This window comes from Streptomyces sp. SGAir0957, assembly GCF_043523415.1.
In genome coordinates this window covers 8,601,166-8,619,110 of sequence record NZ_CP027293.1, presented here as the reverse complement: position 1 = coordinate 8,619,110, position 17,945 = coordinate 8,601,166, and the positions used below count along the sequence as shown (strand labels likewise).

Below are 17,945 nucleotides of genomic sequence, written 5' to 3'. Positions count from 1 at the left end.
CTGAGTCTGTGCGGAACGGTCAGCGCTGGACCAGGACGGGCGTTGCCTGGGTACGACACACCCAGGCACCGCGAAGGACAGCCGCCTAGTCTGTATCGCATGGACGAGAACCACTTGGGTGCCTTCCTGCGTGCCCGACGGGCCGGGCTCACGCCACGGGACGTGGACATGGTCAGCCATGGGACGCGCAGGGTCGCCGGACTGCGCCGGGAGGAGGTCGCGGTCCTCGCCGGGATGAACGCCGACTACTACACGCGCCTGGAACAAGGCCGCGAACGCAACCCCTCCCCCCAGGTCCTGGACGCCCTCGCCCGCGCCCTGCGGCTGGACGGCGACGCGCGGACGCACCTGTTCCGACTGGCCGGCGGCGTACCCGGTGCGGAACGCTCCGTCCACACGGCGGCCGGGGTGAGTCCGGCGCTGCGCCAGTTGATGGACGGCTACCCGCACACCCCGGCGTTCGTCCTGAGCCGCACCCTGGACGTCCTCGCCACCAACGCCCTGGCCGACGCACTCTTCACCCCGTTCGACCAGGCGGACAACCTGGCCCGCATGATCTTCCTCGACCCCGCGGGGCGGCACTTCTACGCGGAGTGGGAGCGGGCGGCGCAGGCCGCCGTGGCCAATCTGCGCGAGGGCGCCGGCCGCGACCCGGACAACCCGGAACTCCGTCGGCTGGCCGCCGAACTCGCCGACGGGAGTGCGGAGTTCGACCGTCTGTGGAGCGCCCACGACGTGCGCGGCAAGAGCCGGGACGCCAAGAACCTCCACCACCCCGAGGTCGGTCCGCTTGCCCTCACCTACCAGGCCTTCGACGTGCGCGACGCCCCCGGTCAGCAACTCGTCATCTACCACGCCGAACCGGGCAGCCCGAGCGCCCGGGCCCTCGGGCTCCTCGGCTCCCTGCACGCCACCCGACGCCACGCGCAGGCCGGGCCACCTGCCCACCGGTAGTTCGCTGGATCCGGACGTTGCTTGATGCGGCACTGGTCACCCCAGCCACCGTTCCCCCGTGTACACGACCAGGGGGATGATGGTTTGAGCGCATGCTCCCCTCCCCTGCGCGCGTCCGGTGAATGCTCCAGACGAAGCCGCGCCACTTCGCCGACAACGGCCCATCACAACCGCCGCTCACGGCACCACCGCTCCCCTGACTTCGGCGGTCAGCGGCTGGCTCTTGCGGTAGACGCTGAGGTCGCCGTAAGTCGACAGGGCGGCGGCCGGATCGCCAGGTTTGTGCCGCAAGGTGGCGTCCAGGAAGGCGAGCGTGGTTGCGGCGACGATGTGCGGGCTCTCGGAGCGCCCTAGGGAGCCAACTATCGAGGGAACCGGCGGGAGGTACAGGGGGCCGTCCATGAAGGTGAGGTGAGCGGCGCCGGGAATGGTGAGCAGGTAGCTCGTTGCGGTGTTGCGCCTGAGCACCTTGGTGAGTCGGGGTTTGTAGTGCGGATCGGTCTCGGCGGTGATGGCCTGGGTGAGCGCGAGTGCCGGCTGATGGAGGGAAGGGGAGGCAAGGCCGTGCGGGTAGCCGTCCAGATCGATGACGGCGTCGAACCGGTGGTCCCGCCGGGCTGCTTGAAGGGCCGCAGCACCACCCATGGAGTGTCCGGTAACCGCGACATTGCGGGTGTCCAGGCGTCCGGTCAGCGACCCGCTGATCTCACCACGGCCCAGGCGGTCCAACTGGGTCAGGACGAAGCCGAGGTCGGCGGCCCGGACAGCCGTCCAGCCGGCCGCCAGCTCGTGGTCCTTGCCACGGTCGCCGGCGGAGACGGTCTTCGTGTGAATGGTCCGGCCGTCGGTGAGGACGACAGCGGCGGAGTCGTACGGGTGGTCGAGGGCGGCGACCACGTAACCGTGGCTGGCCAGTTCCTCCGCCCAAGCGGTGTTCTGGGTGCGCACTCCACCCGAACCGGGAGAGAACAGCACGACGGGAAACCGTCCGCCACCACCGGCCACCGGGGCGTTGAAGACCGAATGCGTGCGGGCGCGCGGGACGCCGTCGACCAGGAAGCCGGGCAAGCCGACCTGACGGGCGAGGGCACGGGAAACGGTGCGCGCCTCGTGGCCCGTGCGTCCGAGGTATGGGGCTCGCTTGACGCCTGCGGGGCTCTTTCGCGCGGGATACCAGAGCTGGACCACGACCGTTCGCCGGTCGTGCGCGTCGGTGGTGAAGGTCTCGGGGCGGTGCGGGTCGGTCCACTGCACCACGCGGGTGCCGACCGCGAAGGTGCCCGACGGTTCGGGGAACACGGGCACAGGAAAGGCCCAAGCGGCCACCGGGCCCATGGCGATCAGGCCGACGCAGGCCACCGACCCCGGCACCGCAAGCCACCATCGGGCGCGCCACGCCGGCCGGCCGGTACGGCGTCGCAGCACGGGGGAGAGCGCGAACGGGAGCAAGACGGCAGATGCTGCCAGTACCGGCAGCATCTGCCAGCGGATCCCCACCACACTCAGCACCGTCACAGACAGCGCAAGAACCGTCCCCGCCACGATCGTGACGCGCGGACGGGCCGAGAGGGGAAGCCAGCGCGCCACCGCCAGCACCACGGCACCTGCCACGGCGGAGAGCTCCAAGGGGGACAGGTAGAGCCCCGGGATGATCTCGGTCATCCGGCCATCCTCGGGGCCGGACACGCGATGCCGCATCGACCCGAGGTCGCCATCGCATGCAACCGGAGTCGCGATCCAGCACACCGGCTCAACGGCTGTTTTGCGACCTCGGAAGGAGGGGGACTCCTCCTGTGGTCGTACCTCGGCGCGGTGCCTGCCGCCCTTCGGCCCGGAATTGCACGACACCGAGCTCATCTGTTGGCAGGCGAAGTGGAAGGACTACCCGCAACGCGCCCGCACCAGTGCCGACGGCAGCGGCCTGGCCGTCGAGAAGGGCCTGCCCGCCGACGCAGTCGAATCAACGCAACAGCAGCGAACTGCACTCGAGGCGCATAGGCGCGACAAGGGCGCCTGATCAGGCTAGTTGCCCGTCAGACGCCCTTGGCGGAGCCCTGCTGAGCGATGGGGAGACGACGCCTCAGCCCAGGATCCACTGCTGGTTGGCGCCGCCGTTACAGGTCCACAACTCCAGCGCGGTGCCGTTGACGTTCCCGGCAGGCTTGTCACCGCCGGTGACATCGAGGCACAGGCCCGACTGGACGCCGGTGATGGTCCCGTCGGGGTTCAGCCTCCATTGCTGATTGGTTCCGCCGTTGCAGGTCCACAGTTGTACCGCGGAGCCTGGTGTGGTCCCGCTCTCGTGGACGTCGACGCATTGTGTGCCGTTGTAGAGACGCAGTTCGCCGACGGGGGTGAGTGTCGCGGCCTGGTTGGCGCCACCGTTGCAGTCCCAGATCTCGATCTTGGTGCCGGGAGTCGTCCTGGCGCCTTCCGCGTCGAGACAGCGCTGGGAGGAGGCGCTGATCAACGGGTGGGTCGTGCCGATGCTGCTGCCGTTTCCGGCCGAGACGCGGTACATGACGGTGCCGTGGGCGGGCACCGACGCGCTGATGGCACCGCTCGTCGACGTGACCGCCTTGGACCACAAGTTGGAAAGCCTGTACGAGGCCGCGCTCGGCAGCCCGGCCGCGGTGGCCGTGGTGCTGACAGTGGCGGTTGAACTGTTCTCGTTCGTGAGGGTGACCGAGCGGTCGCCGTTGGCCAGCTGTTTGGTCATCACGACGAGTCCGCCGGAGGAGGAGACGACCGTGCCCTGCTTGCCGAGGGGGTCCTGGTCGACGGCGATGACGTCAGGGTTCTTCAGGATGGTCAGCGTCTGCGCGCTCGCGCTACGTATGTCGCTGCCGATGAGCAGGGGCGCGGCCATCTGTGCCCAGAGGCTGAAGTGGGTGCGGTACTCGGTGTCGGTCATCCCGCCGTTGCCGACTTCCAGCATGTCCGGGTCGTTCCAGGCACCGGCCTTGGCGTATTGCGCCAGACGCTGGCTCTGGTGGGCGATTCCGATCATGCTGGACCAGTTGTCGCTGATGTCACCGGTGGTGCGCCAGCTGTTTCCGATGGGTGGCGCCCAGTTCCATGGCGAGTTGGAGCCCCACTCGCAGATACTGTAGAGAATCGGCCGTCCGGTGGCCTTGAGCGCGTCCCCCATCGCCTTGTACCGGGTCTGTGCGTCGGCGCCGGTGTTGTTGCAGTTGTCGTACTTCAGGTAGTCCACGCCCCAGGAGGCCCACTGGTTGGCATCCTTGGTCTCGTACCCGAGTCCGCCGGGGAACCCCTCGTTGGCACAGGTCTTGGTGCCCGCGCTGGAGTACAGGCCGAACTTCAAACCCTTGGAGTGCACATAGTCCGCGACGGCCTTGATGCCGTTCGGAAACCGCACAGGGTCGGGGACCAGATTGCCGGCGGAGTTCCGTTGGGGCAGGGCCCAGCAGTCGTCGAGATTCACATAGGTGTAGCCCGCGTCTTTGAGACCCTTCTCGACGAAGGTGTCGGCGATGCCTTTGACCATCGCCTCGTTGAACTGTGCTCCGCATCCCGTGGTGTTCCAGTTGTTGAAGCCCATCTGCGGAGTCCGAGCGAGACCGTTCTCCAGCGCGGCAGCCTCGGGTGCGGCGGCCACGGCCACGATCTGAGTGGTGGCCGCGACTCCCGCGGACACCGCGGCGGCGCCGGTCAGAGTCCCGGCAGCCAAGGTCAGCGAGGCGACCGAGGCCGCAAAACGGTGTCTGCAACTGTGCTGTTCGCTGTGCATGTGCGGCATGTGCGGCTCCTAGACGAGGAATGTGGCGCACAAATCAACAAGGACGAACGAAAGCAGCCACATCAGACCCTTGCAGCATGTACGTGTCAAGGGGGTTCGCGCCTCCATCCACGAACGAGGATCAACACTCCCCTCTCTGTTGAGGTACCACCACTCCCCCGTTTCCCGCCGGGCGGTCCGACGAGGCAATCCGGTGCAACGACGCTGCCCCGAACTCTGCCTGCACGGTGCCTGGACCACCCTGGACGTGACCACCTCGCCCGTAGGTCGTTCGCACAAAGGGAACGCGTCGAACGCCCGAGTGGCGCCCGAGTGGCGCCGGAGTGGGCAGGGGGCGTCGCGGCTTCCCTTCGAAACCGCGCTTCGGCTGCTGGCCTCATGGACCGAGGAGAACGCGCAGTTGGGCTTCCCGCCTGCCCGGCACGCGCTGACCATGAGCGTGCATTATCGGCGGAGGGACATTGTCCCGGACAGTCCCGGACAGTCCCGGACAGGGACGATCTTGACTGCGGACATGGCGCTTGCCAAAAATTTCCGTGAGCTAAACGGCCATTGGCCCTCGACCTCTGAGGCCTTCATTTTTTCTGGCAGATGATGACGAGCCGATGGCTGCACGCACTGTCATCGCAGGGCCGCCCTTCCCTGCTCGGGAAGGACAGCTCTCCCTTGTAAAGGAGGGATCAGGAATGAGTAAGCGGAAAGTCACTTTAGGTACCGCGCTCGCCACCGCAGCACTGGCTGGTGCGGCGGTCATCATGTCTCCGGGCAACGCGAGCGCGAACCCGATCTGCACGACCCTGTACGCGCCCGGTGGGGGTCATGCCGACATCTGTAGGCAGTGGTGGTCCAACGGTGCCGGCTCCTACGACGGCAAGTGGTACCCCAAGACCCCCGGCGTGATCACGTCGAATGTCTACCTGCAGGCCAGGGAAGACGGGGGTGCGCCGTACAGGACATCCTTCTCGGCTCGCTTCTACAGCGCCGACAAGGCGCTCAACAGGCTGTGTTCCAGCCTGACGAATACGTGCGGCGGATGGTGGTGACGGACTTCCCCACCTGCCTGGCGTGAGCTGAACACCAGGACGTGGCCGGCTGTGCCTGGTGTGGATGTGCTCAGGCAGATTCGGGCGGGAAAGAAAGCGCACCCCGAAAAGGCGCGGCGCCGACACGACTCATCAGCCATTACGCGCCCGTTCTCGCTGAGAGCACTGCGGCGGACCCTTTGCTTCTACAAGCGGCGGGAACTGTGCAACCAGCGCAGGTCCCGCCACTCGTAACGGTTCTCCACGGAATCGCTGTGTGTCGGCGGCGTCGGCGATATCGGCGATATCGGCGACGGTCGGAAAGTGGTTCCAGAGCACTTGCGGTGCCGAGCCACGGGCGTGACCGAACCCGAGATCACTTCGACGCGCGGGAGGAAGAGGCCGACCGCTGTCATCGCCGCGCGGGTCCGGTCAGCCGTGGCGATCACGAGGCCACGGTCAGCACGATCTTGCCCTGGATATGGCCCTGCGCGGCTCGTGCGTGGGCGGCCGCCGCTTCGGACAACGGGTAGGTGCTGTCAACCCCGACCCGGAGTGTGCCGTCGTCGAGCAGACTCCCGATCTCCGCGAGCTGGGGGCCGCTGGAACGGACCTGGATGTTGGAGACGCTGACGCCCAGCTTCGCCGTCTCTTCGGGGTCGTATTCCGCGAAGAACACCGGAAGCATGGTGCCACCGCGCTTGAGCACGGTCAGCAGGCGTGAGCTGTCCGGACCGCCGACGGCGTCGATCACCACATCGACGTCGTCGACCACGTCCACGGCCCGCGCCTTGGTGTAGTCGATGAACTCGTCGGCGCCGAGCTTGCGCAGGAAGTCCTCGTGCCGGCCCGAGGCCACCGCGATGACGCGGGCCCCCTTCCACTTGGCCAGTTGCACCGCGAAGTGGCCCACTCCCCCGGCGGCCCCGTTGACGAGCACGGTCATTCCCGGTGCGAGAGGCACTGGCCGGTGCACCCGCCCGGTGAAGGGTGACGGTACGTCGTGGCCGAGGTCGATGAGGTACTGCCAGGCCGTGAGCAGGGCCATGGGCGCCCCGGCGGCCCGCTCGTGGTCGACGCCGGCCGGTTTGTGGGCGAGGTCCGACGCGGGCGCGGCCACGTACTCGGCGTAGGTCCGGCCGTCGAAGCCGGGAAAGCGCAGCATGCCGAAGACCTCGTCACCGGCGGCGAACCCGCGCACGTCCGGAGCGACCGCCTCGACCACGCCCGACATGTCCGTCCCCGGGATCAGAGGGAAGTCGAGCGCCGGCCGCATCTCGGGCGGCATGACCTTCAGCCCCTCGCGCAGGTACCAGTCCGGCGGGTTGATGCCCACGGCGCGCACCCGTACGAGCACCTCCCCCGCTCCGATTTCCGGGGTCGCCACCTCGTCGTAGTGCAGTACTTCGGGGCCGCCCGCCTCGTGAGCCTGGATCGCCTTCATCGCGCCTACCGCCTTCTCGTCGCTCGGGAACGGTTGCTCGGCCAGTCAAGCCCCGAGACGCCGAGCCCGTCCAAGACCCGTTCGGCAACCACGTCATTCCGAAACGGCATGGCCCGTACGCTGAAGACATGAACGACCTCGGGCAGGACCTGGAACTGCGGCTCGTGCGCTACTTCACCGTCGTCGCGGAGCACCAGCACTTCGGTCGGGCGGCCGCCGAACTGCACGTGGCCCAGCCCGCGCTGAGCCGCCAGATCCAGCGGCTCGAGAAACACCTCGGCACACCACTCCTTGACCGCGTGCCCCAGGGTGCCAGGCTCACCCCGGCCGGTCGGGCGTTCCTCCCCGAGGCCCTGGCCCTGCTGCAGGCCGCGCACCGGGCCGAGCAGGCCGTACGGGACCACGCGCGCACCGAACGGATCGCCATCGGCTACGTCGAGGACCTGGTGATCACCTCCGCTGTACGGGAGCTGCGCAGCCGCCGGCCGGACGCCGAGATCAGCACGCGGTACTTGAGCTGCCGCGATGTCGTGGCCCTGTCCGACAAGCGCGTCGACGCCTTGGTGGCGCGAGCGCCGCTCCCGCTCGCCACCGACGACGTGACCATCACCCCGCTGTACGAGGAGCCCCGGATGCTCGTGGTCCCGCGCGGCCACCGGCTGGCCGACCGCACGTCGGTGAGCGCGGCGGAACTGGCCGGCGAGGAGGTGGCGCCGTGCGCGTTCGGAACCGCTGACTGGGGCTCCTACCAAGTCCTCGGGGCCGGTGCGCCGGCCATCGAGGGCTACGAGGACAAGCTCGAACTGGTCGCGAGCGGCAAGGCCATCGCCGTGCTCCCGGTCGGCGACCGGCGCAGCTCGCTCCGTCCCGGCCTCGTCACCGTCCCGGTCCTCGACGCCCCCGCCAGCCAGGTCGTCCTGGTCAGCCGCAAAGGCGACCTGAACCCGTTGATCGAAGACCTCCATCTGGCCGCGAAGGCCGCTCTGAACGCGTCGGAATCCTGACCGGGACCACGCGCGGGTGACCCCGCTTGGCACCCTGCCGCAATTGCGAACCCACTGCGCGTACTGCACCGCGGGCGTTGGCCATCGCGGTGATGTCCTTCGCGGCTTCAAGGCGGCCGTCGCCCGGCTGGCAGAGCCGGGCGACGCCATCCGCGTGCGGTGGAACGACATCACGGACGAGGACGACACACCGTACGCGATGGGTTTCGTGGAGCCGGAGCCGCCGTGACCGAACCGACGGCTTGCCAGCCGCGCCGACCCGGATTCCTGGTCCGTCAGGTCTTCCTGCGCTTACCTCAGATGTTCGTCAGAACTCGAAAACGGCCGACGACTCGGTTCTCTTGACGCACTCATTGGCGAAGGTGCGCTCGTACGCGACGCGGGTGCCTCGCCAGACACCCTGGGCGGTGACGGTGACGGGGTGGTACACGCGCGTACAGACGGCGCCCTTGTCAGCCGACAGACCGTCGAAGTCACCGCCCGCGAGGTCAAGTTGGGAGCAGGCCGGTCCGGCGGCCGGGTGACTGCCCGAGGGCTTGGGGGCGCAGGTCAGGGTGACGGCTCGCTCGGGGGACGTGCTCGCCGCGGAATCCCCGTGCGCCACCGTCAGGACGAGCGCCGACGGCGCGTACAGGGAGGGGGTGGCAGCCGGGAGCGCTGTGCCGCTCAGCGGTCCCCACAAGGCGGTAGCCGTGAGGGTGATCGTTGTGGCCAGGCGCGCGGTGATCGGCATGGTGTGCATCCTTCCGCTTGGGTCTAGGTGCCGGATTCGGCAGCGGCGAGTCTGCTGAGTCGGCTCCGGAAACACACATGCGATGCACACGTTTCGGGTGACTTTGAGTACTCAACCAGTGGCGGGATGTAGCACAAAGAGACCACACGCCTTCCGGAACTGAGCTTCACCCGGGCTTGTTGAACGCCCTTTGGCCGAATCCCCGCTGTTCGACAATCGGCCTGAATGCGCGCCTCGACGCCGCCACGACCAGCCAGGCGGCCATGGCCGTCGACTGCTTCCGGGCGTCCTGGTTGCCGCTCGGAGGGGGACGCACGATGGAGGGGGACGCACGATGAAAGAGGACGACCACACCGTGAGAGAGACCGTGGTGGTCCTGGTGACTCGGGACGGGTGAGCGCGTGACAAACGCGGCGGTGGCCCGGGCCGCGTGTGGCTGGTGCCGCGTTGCGCCAGGAGGCGTTGTCCTCGGGCGGCTGGTCAGCCGTCCTGCGTGGCGGAGGCACCCTGAAGTGGTCGGAGACGACTGGCGTGGACGCCGGGCCGGATGCATCAGCCTTCCCCGCATGCCCCGTCCTGGCCATACCTGTCGGGTCATACCTGTCGGGTCATACCTGTCGGGCCATACCTGTAGGCGAGGTGCCGTCAGCCCGAACTCGCCTGGAGCTTCTCGAATCGCACCGCCGCGTCCTCCGTGTACGCGCCGACCCGACCGGTGCGGTAGGGCCTCTCCCGGTCCGTGTACGTCACCAGAGGTGTGCCGTCCACAGCGACCGACATGGTCGCGCCGTGCTGTTCCACCCGCGCCTCGGTCCACTCACCCAGCGGGAACTCCCCATGGCCCGTGGCCAGGAAGCGCTGGCCGCCCGGGTAGGCGGGGTCGCGTTTGCCGAGCTCCCAGCCGTTCGGCTTCAGGGTGATGTAGTAGAAGTGCTCCGGGTCGGTGTACGCCCAGAGCAGCCAGGGCACTTCCCAGGGATTGGGCGCGGGGCGGCGCAGTTGCCTCTCGGTCCGCATCCGCGCCTCGAGACGCACGTCCGTGTACGAGGCGGTGCTGACGACGAGGCCCGCGTGCGTGGTGCCGGGATCCTCGGCCGGCATCGGGGAGAGCGAGAGAAAGTCCTCGTCGCCGACGTTCGTGCCGTGGCCGTTGAAGACGGAGAGCCAACGGCCGTGCGTGGAGCCGTCCTTCCATGGTGCCGGCGGCGGCTCGGACTCCCCGTCCCCGCACCGGGCGAGGCCGACCGCGAGGGCCGCGGTCAGTGCGACGGTCAGGGCGAGGCCGGTGAACAGGCGCCGCCGCCGCTCCCGCGGCAGCGGCGGAATCCGGGGACGGGTGCGCGGGGGCAACGGCGTCATGCGGTCGAGTATGGCTTCGGTGTGGTGCGCCCGACGGGTACGGCGGCGGCCAAATCCTCGGCGAGGCGGCCGAGGATGCGGACGGCCGCTTTGCCGTCACCGAACGGATTGACCGCGTGCGCCATCCTGTTGTACTCCGCCGGATCGTCGAGCAGCCTCTCGGCCCAGGTCACCAGGGACTCGGGGGAGGTTCCGATGAGCCGCGCCGCGCCGGCCGCGACCGCCTCGGGCCGCTCGGTGGTGGTGCGCAGCACCAGCGTCGGCTTGTGCAAGCTGGGCGCTTCTTCCTGGATGCCCCCGGAGTCGGTCAGGACGAGGTCGCAGTCGGCGAGCGTCGCGGCGAAGTCGAGGTAGGCGAGTGGTTCGATGAGCGCGATGCCCGGACGGCCCGCCAGCACGGGCAGCAGGGCGTCGCGCACGGCCGGGCTCTTGTGCAGCGGCAGCACGATCTCCACGTCGCCGCGCCCGGCGAGGCGGGTCAGCGCCCGGCCCATGTCGCGCATCCGCTCGCCCTGGTTCTCGCGGCGGTGCAGGGTGACCAGGATCCGGCGGGCACCGGTGCGGAACGCGGAGACGCCGGTGCCCTCGGCGAGCACCCACAGCAGATTGTCGATGACCGTGTTGCCGGTGATGAACACCCGCTCCGCGGGGACCCCTTCGTCGGTCAGGTGCCGGGCCGCGGCCGCCGTCGGGGCGAAGTGCCAGCGGGCGATGCGGCCGATGAGGCTGCGGTTGAGCTCTTCCGGGAACGGATTGTCGATCACGCCGGTGCGCAGACCGGCCTCGACGTGGGCGACCGGGATCTTCTCGTAGAAAGCGGCAAGGGCCCCGGCGAGGGCGGTCGTGGTGTCCCCCTGCACCAGGACCAGATCGGGCCGCTGTTCACGCAGGGCCCGGCCCAGTTCACGGACGAGGCGGGCGGTGAGGTCGGAGAGCCGCTGCCGACTGCGCATGACGTCGAGCGCGACGCGGCTGTCGAGGCCCAGCATGCCGAGCATCTGATGGAGCATCTCGCGGTGCTGACCGGTGGTGACGACGATCGGCAGGAACTGGGTGCCCGCCGTCATCTCCCGTGCCACCGGCGCCAGTTTGATGGCTTCCGGCCGGGTGCCGAGCACGAGCACGGCGCGTAAGGGCACGGCTGACGGGTCAGTGGACATACGAGCCCCCCTTGGGCAGTCGCGATCGCCGCGCGGGCGACCGCGTGAGGGTGAGAAGAGGCGTGAGGCGGCTGCTCAGGTGCGCGCGGTCTTCAGCCAGGTCCGCCGGCCGGTCAGCATGCGGCAGAAACCCCACCAGCCGGCCGCGAACCAGATGTATCCGTAGAAGATGAAGACGTGGGCGATGAGAACGGAGCGGACGAGCCCGAGGCCGCGCTCACGCTTGGCGTACACGAAGCCGTACGCGTACGCGGCGGTGAACGACAGCACGTACGGGCCGATCAGCCACATGGGCGAGGCGAGCGGGTGCCCGACGCGGAGCGAGGCCACGGTGATGGCGGCAAGGGCGACGAGGAAGGACAGCGGCAGCAGCGAGGTGAGCAGGATGAGCACCGGGCTGGAGAGGTGGTACAGCAGATCGAGGGCCGCCCGTAGCGGCACGGACCGCAGGACGAGCGGCACGAGGCCGGCCGACTGCAAGTGCCCCTGGAACCACCGGGATCGCTGGCGGATCAGGCGCCGCAGGCTGAGAACGGCCTGCTGGGAGACGGCGGCGGCGGTGCAGTGCTGGTTGGTCCAGCCCTTGGCGATCAGCCGGATGCCCAGGTCGAGATCCTCGGTGAGGCTGTCGCTCCACGGGCCGTCGCCGTCCAATGTGTCGAGCGCGGCGAGCCGCATGAACTGGCCGTTGCCACCCATGCCGACGCTGCCGATGAAGCGGCGGGCGCTTTGGAAGACGTCGCCGTAGACGACGAACTCCATGTCCTGCATGCGGGCGAGGAGCCCCAGCTGCCGGTTGTACATACGGACGCAGACCTGGACCGCTCCGGTGCGCGGGTCGTCGAAGCACGGGTCGACCGCCTGCACGACGTGCGGATCGAGCCGGCCGTCCGCGTCGACCACACAGACCACCACGTCCTCGGCGGCGTGCCGGGCGAGCAGCCCGGACTCCCGGAGATGGCGCACGCCGTCGTTGAGGGCGGCGCCCTTGCCCCTGCGCGCGTTCGGCGGGTTGCGCCGGTGCAGGTGGACCAGGGCCGGGTGGGCGGCCAGGGCTATGTCGGAGGTGCGGTCGTCGGACCCGTCGTCGATGACCAGGGCCATGAAATTCCGGGCGGGCAGGGATGTGATACGGGCCAGGCTTTCCGCCAGCACTTTCTCTTCGTTCAGGCAGGCCAGCAGGAATACGTAGAACCGCTCTCGCCGCTCGTTTTCGGAAGGTCGGTTTCTACGTCGCGAAAGAGTGAATAGAGTTGTGTTGTAGCAGCCCGCCATCACGATCAGCGTGACGCTGGACCAGAGCAGCAGGTCATTGATCATGGCCGCTCCCGGACGGGGCCCGCGGTGGCCGGACAGGGCGGCGCAGGCGTATCCGGGCGAGCAATATCAGACCGGCCAGAAGACAATAAAGAAGGAAACCGGCCCCGGCCGTGGCCTGCAACGCCCTGGCCAGAGGAAGCCCTGGTAGTGCCTCCGGCGCCACTGTCGCCCCTGCCAAGGGCAGCACTGCCCCCAGGGCGGGTCGTCCGTACATTTTCCCCCCATATTTCACTGCGCGTCCCCCGCACGCGAAAGGAACGTAGCAGACCTTCGGCCGTTCTCAAGCAGGGATCAGAAAAGCGGAACCGGCTCCCGGCGGCGTGCGTCAAACGCCCCCCGCAATACGCCGTTACCCCCTTGACAGCTTTCTTGATCGCTCACAAGAATCACTGAATTCCTGACCGTGAAAACCTTTGCCGTTGATGGCGGAGTGGAGGGGAAGAATAGTGAGACCAGTGTTACGCCGCCGCAGACGATCGACTTCGAAGCTCTCTTTGCTCTTACTGCTCGTCGCCGCACTGCTGAGCGGCACCTTCATGGCCGCGGGAGCCACCGCCGACGGCGGCAGGCGCCACGGGCACGAGACCGTCGGCAACCGGTCCGGGCTCAGCGGCGTCGACCTCAAGGGCTGGGCGAAGGCGCAGGTCAAAGCCGACAAAGCACGCAAGAAGAAGCCGCACACGACGACCACGGCCACCGCAGCCACGGCCGGCCCCGTGGCCAAGGCGCTTCCCGCCGCGCTCGCCGCCCCCGACGCCACCCCGACCACGCTCGTGCTGTACGACACGGCAGGCGCCTACGGCCACCTCGGCGAGCTGTACGCCATGGCCGCCGCCAACCTCGCAGGTCACTTCGGCGACGTCACCGCCAAGCCGGTCACGCAGTACACCGCGGGCCAGGCCGCGACCTACACCGCGGTGATCTACATCGGCTCCACGTACTACTGCTGCTCCACCCCCGACGCGATCCCGGCCGCCTTCTACCAGGACGTCTCCACCACGACCACACCCGTGCTCTGGATGGGCGCCAACATCTGGAACATGGCCAACTCGCTCGGCGTAGCGCAGTTCACGCAGAAGTACGGCTGGGATCCGACGACGTCGTACTACGAGGACGGCGGTTCCGTCGGAACCGTGACACAGGTGACGTACCGGAATCAGGCTTTGACCCGGAAGATCCCGGCGGGCCAGGACGGTGGCGTGCTGCGCCCCAACATCCTCACCGGCCCCGGCTACCCCGCGGTCACCACGCTCGCCCAGGGCCTCGACAGCTCCAACGGCCACACCTTCGGCTGGGCGATCCGGTCCTCCAACCTCACCTACGTCGGCGAGATCCCGTTCGCCTACGTCTCCGAGACCGACCGCGTCATCGCCGTCGAGGATGTGCTCTTCGACGCCCTCGCCCCCACCACCGCCGAACGGCACCGCGCGCTGCTGCGCCTGGAGGACATCAGCCCGGCCTCGGACCCGGCCCAACTGCGGTCGATGGCCGACTCCTTGTCCGCGCAGAACATCCCGTACGGCATCAACGTGATCCCGGTCTACAAGGACCCGTACGGCACCTACAACAACGGTGTCGCGCAGACGATCACGCTCGCGCAGCGGCCCGAGGTCGTCAGCGCCCTGCAATACATGCTGGCGCGGGGCGCGGTCCTGATGAACCACGGCTACACGCACCAGTACGGCACCGTGGCCAACCCCTACAACGGCGTCACCGGTGACGACTTCGAGTTCTACCGCGCGCACATCGACGCGGCGAACAACGTGGTGTACGACGGCCCGATCGCCGAGGACTCCACCGCCTGGGCGCAGGGGCGGGTGACCAGCGCGCTGGCCGAGTTCACCGCCGCCGGCCTGCCGAAGCCGACCCTGTGGACCACCCCGCACTACGCGGGCTCCGCCGCCGACTACAAGGTCTTCGGCGCCAACTACGCCGCGCGCCTGGAGCGTTCGCTGTACTTCTCCGGCACCATCGGCGGCACCTCCGCCGGACCCAACGTCTTCATCGGGCAGTTCTTCCCCTACGTGGTGAAGGACGTGTACGGCACCAAGGTGCTGCCCGAGAACATCGGCAACTACGAGCCGGACCCGTACAACAACCATCCGCCGCGCCTGCCCGCCGACCTGATCGCCGCGGCCAAGTCCAACCTGGCCGTCCGCGACGGGGTCGCCAGCTTCTTCTACCACCCGTACTACCCGACCCAGCCCCTGAAGGAGACCATCGACGGCATCAAGGCCCTGGGCTACACCTTCGTCGGCCCGACGAGCCTGTGACGAGCCTCGCCACGAGGAGGTGGGCCGTCGCCATCGCGGCGGCCCTGCTCGCCGCGGCCGCCTGCACGCCCGACGGCGGCCCGCGGCCCGACGCCGCCGAGCAGCCCCACGGCGCCGGGAGCGACGCCACCCTGCGCGGCATCACCCTGCCCTCCTGGTACCGCAGCGATTACGACAGCCCGGCCGCCGACCGCTACCTGCGCGGCATCCGCGCCACCGGCGCCCGCTGGATCACCCTCACCCCGACCTGGTACCAGCACAGCCGCACCGACACCGTCATGCGCCCCACCGAGGAGAGCGCGAGCGATGCCAGCCTGCGGCACATCACACGCCGGGCCCACACCCTCGGCCTCAAAGTGATGCTCAAGCCGCACGTCGACCTGGCCGACGGCGGGGACCGCGCGGGGATCCGCCCGCGCGACCGCCGCGCCTGGTTCGCCGCCTACCGGCACTTCATCAGCCACTACGCGGAACTGGCCACGGCGACCCGGGCCGAGCAGTTCGCGGTGGGCACCGAACTCGCCGGAGTCTCCGGCGACCGCACCGCCTGGCGGGCCGTCGTCGACGCCGTCCGCGACCGCTACCACGGGCCGCTCACCTACGCCGCCAACTACGACGAGTACCAGAAGATCCACTTCTGGCAGGATCTCGACCTCATCGGCATCGACGCCTACTGGCCCCTGTCGGACCGGCCCACCCGCTCCGTCGCCCGGCTGCGCCGCGCCTGGGCACCGATCCGTGCGGAACTCGCTGCCTACGCGCACGAGCAGGGCCGGCGCATCCTGTTCACTGAGGCGGGATACGTCAGCCAGCGAGGTGCCACAACGGCCCCGTACTCCTGGACGGTCAGCCGGGTCCCGGCCCCCGCCGAACAGGCCGCCGCCTACCGGGCGCTGCTCGAGACCTTCGCCGACAGGCGCTGGTGGGCCGGGGTGTGCTGGTGGATGTGGGACGACTGGCCGGACAGCGGCGAGACCCCGGAGCGGCTCGCCTACAGCCCGCGCGGCAAACCCGCGGAGAAGGTGCTGCGTGAGAAGTGGACGGGCTGAGGACCGGTACCCCCGCACACGCTCACCGCGGAGCGGAGGCGCGCCTCAGTTATGACGCGTGCGCCCCGTCTCATTGCCCTCCGGGTACGTGAGGGCGCTCACCCCTCCCCCGCGACCGAACGCGCGGCACACCTGGCGAGCGAGGACGCTGCCAGCCTCCGGTGCGCACTGGTCACGAACCGCCGAGACCCGATCGGTCTCCGGGTGCGAGAAGTGGACCAGGCTGAACCACCGCTCACGCCCGCCGATCACGGCCCGCGACATGGAATCTCACGCGTCACGGCCTATGCGGCCGCACCATGCGCGACGAGGTGGCCGGCACGGACACGCTCGATGAACAGCCGCCTGCCCTGAACGGCCAGCCGGGCATCACAGTGGGACACGAAGACCTCCGGTGTGGTGCAGTCCTGAACAGCTCCACCACACCGGAGGTCTTCGTCATGATCAAGCCCAGCCAGCGTTGACAACGCTCGTGATCAATACGCCTAGGCCGTACGTCCGCCGGTCCCGGGAGCGGCGACCCATAGCGGCACCAGGGCCCACACGGGGTGTCCGTCGGCGGTCATCTCCGTGCCGCAGCTGTCGGTGCCCAGAACTCGCAGGGCGGCCAGCATGTCGGTCGTATGGAGTTCGGCGGTCTGCTGATGGCTCAGGCACAACACGAGTGCCAGGCGGTCCTGTTCGGACAGATGGAGGGTGGCAGATTCCAGCGACCAGGAGGCGCCGCGCCGGTTGCGCATCACCGGATACCCGGCCTGGCCGTCGCGCTGCGGCGCAGGCAGACCGGCCGGGAGTTGTTCCGGCTGCTGGAGCAGGGGATGGCGTTGGCGCCGGCCTGTCTCCTCCATTCCTGGCACGCGTCGCCGTCGCCGTCTCCCAGCGGCTGATGAGCCGCCCCGACCACCTGACCGAGGACCAGCGCCTGATGCCCGCCCGGAGGTCCCCTGCCCCTTCCGGGTAAGGTGCTAGGCACACATATCTCTCACAGGCCGCACACCGTATCCGGCCGGACGTCGACCGGAGTCTTCTTGCGCGCCGCTCCTGCATTCACCGTGACCTCGCTGACGGCCGCCGTCCTGCTGTGCGCGGGCTGTGCGACCAGTTCGACCGATGCCGCCCCGCCGGCGGCGAAGTCCTCGGCCTCCTCCGCCGCCGAGGCGACAGCCGTCGTGCGATCCGCGGTGCGAGCGACCCGCACCACCTCCGCGTACACCCATCAAAAGGTCGAGGTCGCCGACGGTCGGGGCACCACCTACCGCATCCACGTCACGGGCGGCTTCGACCTGGCCGCCGACCGGGGCGACCTGCGCGTACGCATGCCCGGCGGCCCCACCGGCAGCATCGACGAGATCTTCGACGGCGACACCGTGTACGTCCGCGGCACCGAGGACCTCGCGTCCGAGACGTGGGGCGCCACCTCTCGTTCGACCGCGAAGGCGCACGCCCTCCTGCGCGCTCCGCTCAACGATCCCGAGTTCGTGCTGCAACAGATCGCGACCATGCGTAAGACGACCGAGGTCGGCTCGGAGCGGGTCGACGGCGCCCGCACGACGCACTACCGCGGCATCCTCGACCGCGCCGCGCTCGTCCGGCGCACCACACCGAAGATCCATGACAAGTACGACCAGATCGTGGAGTACACGGGCAGCCAGGTCATCGTGTTCGCCGACGCCTGGGTCGATGACGCGGGCCGGATCGCGCAGACCCGCACCACGATGAACATGGCCGGACTGGGCATGACGGTCACGCTGACGTTGTCCGACCACGGCCGCCGCGTCGAGGCGGCGAGGCCGAGCGCCTCCGAGACGGTGATGGTGCCCTCGTACGAGGGGCCGATGCTGGGCTAGGAGGGGCCGGCCCCTCG

At 69.1% G+C, this 17,945-nt stretch carries 17 protein-coding genes; 9 read left to right on the top strand and 8 right to left on the bottom strand.

Annotated features, from left to right (window positions below):
• Positions 1 to 99 precede the first annotated feature (99 nt).
• The gene (locus tag C1N81_RS44495; RefSeq protein ID WP_394437689.1) at positions 100 to 954 is read left to right on the top strand and encodes a helix-turn-helix transcriptional regulator; all 855 of its coding nucleotides are present in this window, start codon (positions 100 to 102) and stop codon (positions 952 to 954) included.
• A gap of 177 nt (positions 955 to 1,131) precedes the next feature.
• Here the strand turns inward: C1N81_RS44495 and C1N81_RS44490 are convergent, their stop codons facing one another.
• Complete coding sequence (locus C1N81_RS44490) at positions 1,132 to 2,616, bottom strand: alpha/beta hydrolase family protein (RefSeq protein WP_394438595.1); 1,485 nt, start codon at positions 2,614 to 2,616, stop codon at positions 1,132 to 1,134.
• Positions 2,617 to 2,791: 175 nt separating this feature from the next.
• Between C1N81_RS44490 and C1N81_RS44485 the strand changes: the two genes are divergently transcribed.
• Positions 2,792 to 2,971, top strand: a complete 180-nt coding sequence (locus C1N81_RS44485) for a hypothetical protein (RefSeq protein WP_394437687.1) — start codon at positions 2,792 to 2,794, stop codon at positions 2,969 to 2,971.
• Between the two features lie 63 nt (positions 2,972 to 3,034).
• On the opposite strand, the gene C1N81_RS44480 is transcribed toward C1N81_RS44485, so the two are convergent.
• A complete protein-coding gene (locus C1N81_RS44480; RefSeq protein WP_394438593.1) occupies positions 3,035 to 4,708 on the bottom strand; it encodes a glycoside hydrolase family 27 protein in 1,674 nt (557 codons plus the stop codon).
• Between the two features lie 695 nt (positions 4,709 to 5,403).
• Here C1N81_RS44480 and C1N81_RS44475 point away from each other — a divergent pair.
• A complete protein-coding gene (locus tag C1N81_RS44475; protein WP_394437685.1) occupies positions 5,404 to 5,760 on the top strand; it encodes a hypothetical protein in 357 nt (118 codons plus the stop codon).
• Between the two features lie 424 nt (positions 5,761 to 6,184).
• On the opposite strand, the gene C1N81_RS44470 is transcribed toward C1N81_RS44475, so the two are convergent.
• Positions 6,185 to 7,183 (bottom strand): NADP-dependent oxidoreductase, encoded by a 999-nt coding sequence (locus C1N81_RS44470; protein ID WP_394437683.1) that lies wholly within the window; start codon positions 7,181 to 7,183, stop codon positions 6,185 to 6,187.
• Between the two features lie 128 nt (positions 7,184 to 7,311).
• Between C1N81_RS44470 and C1N81_RS44465 the strand changes: the two genes are divergently transcribed.
• Together C1N81_RS44465 and C1N81_RS44460 are read left to right on the top strand one after the other, a co-directional pair.
• Positions 7,312 to 8,187 (top strand): LysR family transcriptional regulator, encoded by an 876-nt coding sequence (locus C1N81_RS44465; protein ID WP_394437680.1) that lies wholly within the window; start codon positions 7,312 to 7,314, stop codon positions 8,185 to 8,187.
• A gap of 43 nt (positions 8,188 to 8,230) precedes the next feature.
• Positions 8,231 to 8,416, top strand: a complete 186-nt coding sequence (locus tag C1N81_RS44460) for a hypothetical protein (protein ID WP_394437679.1) — start codon at positions 8,231 to 8,233, stop codon at positions 8,414 to 8,416.
• A gap of 78 nt (positions 8,417 to 8,494) precedes the next feature.
• On the opposite strand, the gene C1N81_RS44455 is transcribed toward C1N81_RS44460, so the two are convergent.
• The 4 genes from C1N81_RS44455 to C1N81_RS44440 all read right to left on the bottom strand — a co-directional run bounded on the left by C1N81_RS44455 (position 8,495) and on the right by C1N81_RS44440 (position 12,714).
• The gene (locus C1N81_RS44455; RefSeq protein ID WP_394437678.1) at positions 8,495 to 8,920 is read right to left on the bottom strand and encodes a subtilase-type protease inhibitor; all 426 of its coding nucleotides are present in this window, start codon (positions 8,918 to 8,920) and stop codon (positions 8,495 to 8,497) included.
• A 645-nt stretch (positions 8,921 to 9,565) separates the two neighbouring features.
• Positions 9,566 to 10,279, bottom strand: coding sequence for a family 16 glycoside hydrolase (locus C1N81_RS44450; RefSeq protein WP_394437676.1), 714 nt, complete (start codon positions 10,277 to 10,279; stop codon positions 9,566 to 9,568).
• The gene (wecB, locus tag C1N81_RS44445) at positions 10,276 to 11,439 is read right to left on the bottom strand and encodes a non-hydrolyzing UDP-N-acetylglucosamine 2-epimerase (RefSeq protein WP_394437674.1); all 1,164 of its coding nucleotides are present in this window, start codon (positions 11,437 to 11,439) and stop codon (positions 10,276 to 10,278) included. Before wecB ends, C1N81_RS44450 begins: the two co-directional genes overlap by 4 nt.
• A 75-nt stretch (positions 11,440 to 11,514) precedes the next feature.
• Entirely contained in the window at positions 11,515 to 12,714 is a 1,200-nt protein-coding gene (locus tag C1N81_RS44440; RefSeq protein ID WP_394438590.1) for a glycosyltransferase family 2 protein, read from the bottom strand.
• 539 nt (positions 12,715 to 13,253) lie between these two features.
• Between C1N81_RS44440 and C1N81_RS44435 the strand changes: the two genes are divergently transcribed.
• From C1N81_RS44435 to C1N81_RS44425, 3 genes are all read left to right on the top strand, one after another.
• The gene (locus C1N81_RS44435) at positions 13,254 to 15,032 is read left to right on the top strand and encodes a DUF2334 domain-containing protein (RefSeq protein ID WP_394437672.1); all 1,779 of its coding nucleotides are present in this window, start codon (positions 13,254 to 13,256) and stop codon (positions 15,030 to 15,032) included.
• Positions 15,029 to 16,081, top strand: coding sequence for a glycoside hydrolase family 113 (locus C1N81_RS44430; RefSeq protein ID WP_394437670.1), 1,053 nt, complete (start codon positions 15,029 to 15,031; stop codon positions 16,079 to 16,081). The genes C1N81_RS44435 and C1N81_RS44430 overlap by 4 nt, the downstream gene beginning before the upstream one ends.
• Positions 16,082 to 16,380: 299 nt before the next feature.
• Entirely contained in the window at positions 16,381 to 16,545 is a 165-nt protein-coding gene (locus C1N81_RS44425; RefSeq protein ID WP_394437667.1) for a hypothetical protein, read from the top strand.
• A gap of 21 nt (positions 16,546 to 16,566) precedes the next feature.
• Here C1N81_RS44425 and C1N81_RS44420 read toward each other — a convergent pair whose 3' ends face one another.
• Complete coding sequence (locus tag C1N81_RS44420) at positions 16,567 to 16,929, bottom strand: hypothetical protein (RefSeq protein WP_394437665.1); 363 nt, start codon at positions 16,927 to 16,929, stop codon at positions 16,567 to 16,569.
• Positions 16,930 to 17,133: 204 nt separating this feature from the next.
• Here C1N81_RS44420 and C1N81_RS44415 point away from each other — a divergent pair, with 204 nt between their 5' ends.
• Positions 17,134 to 17,928: a LolA-like protein gene (locus tag C1N81_RS44415; protein WP_394437663.1), complete on the top strand. Its 795-nt coding sequence runs from the start codon at positions 17,134 to 17,136 to the stop codon at positions 17,926 to 17,928.
• The last annotated feature ends 17 nt before the right edge of the window (positions 17,929 to 17,945 follow it).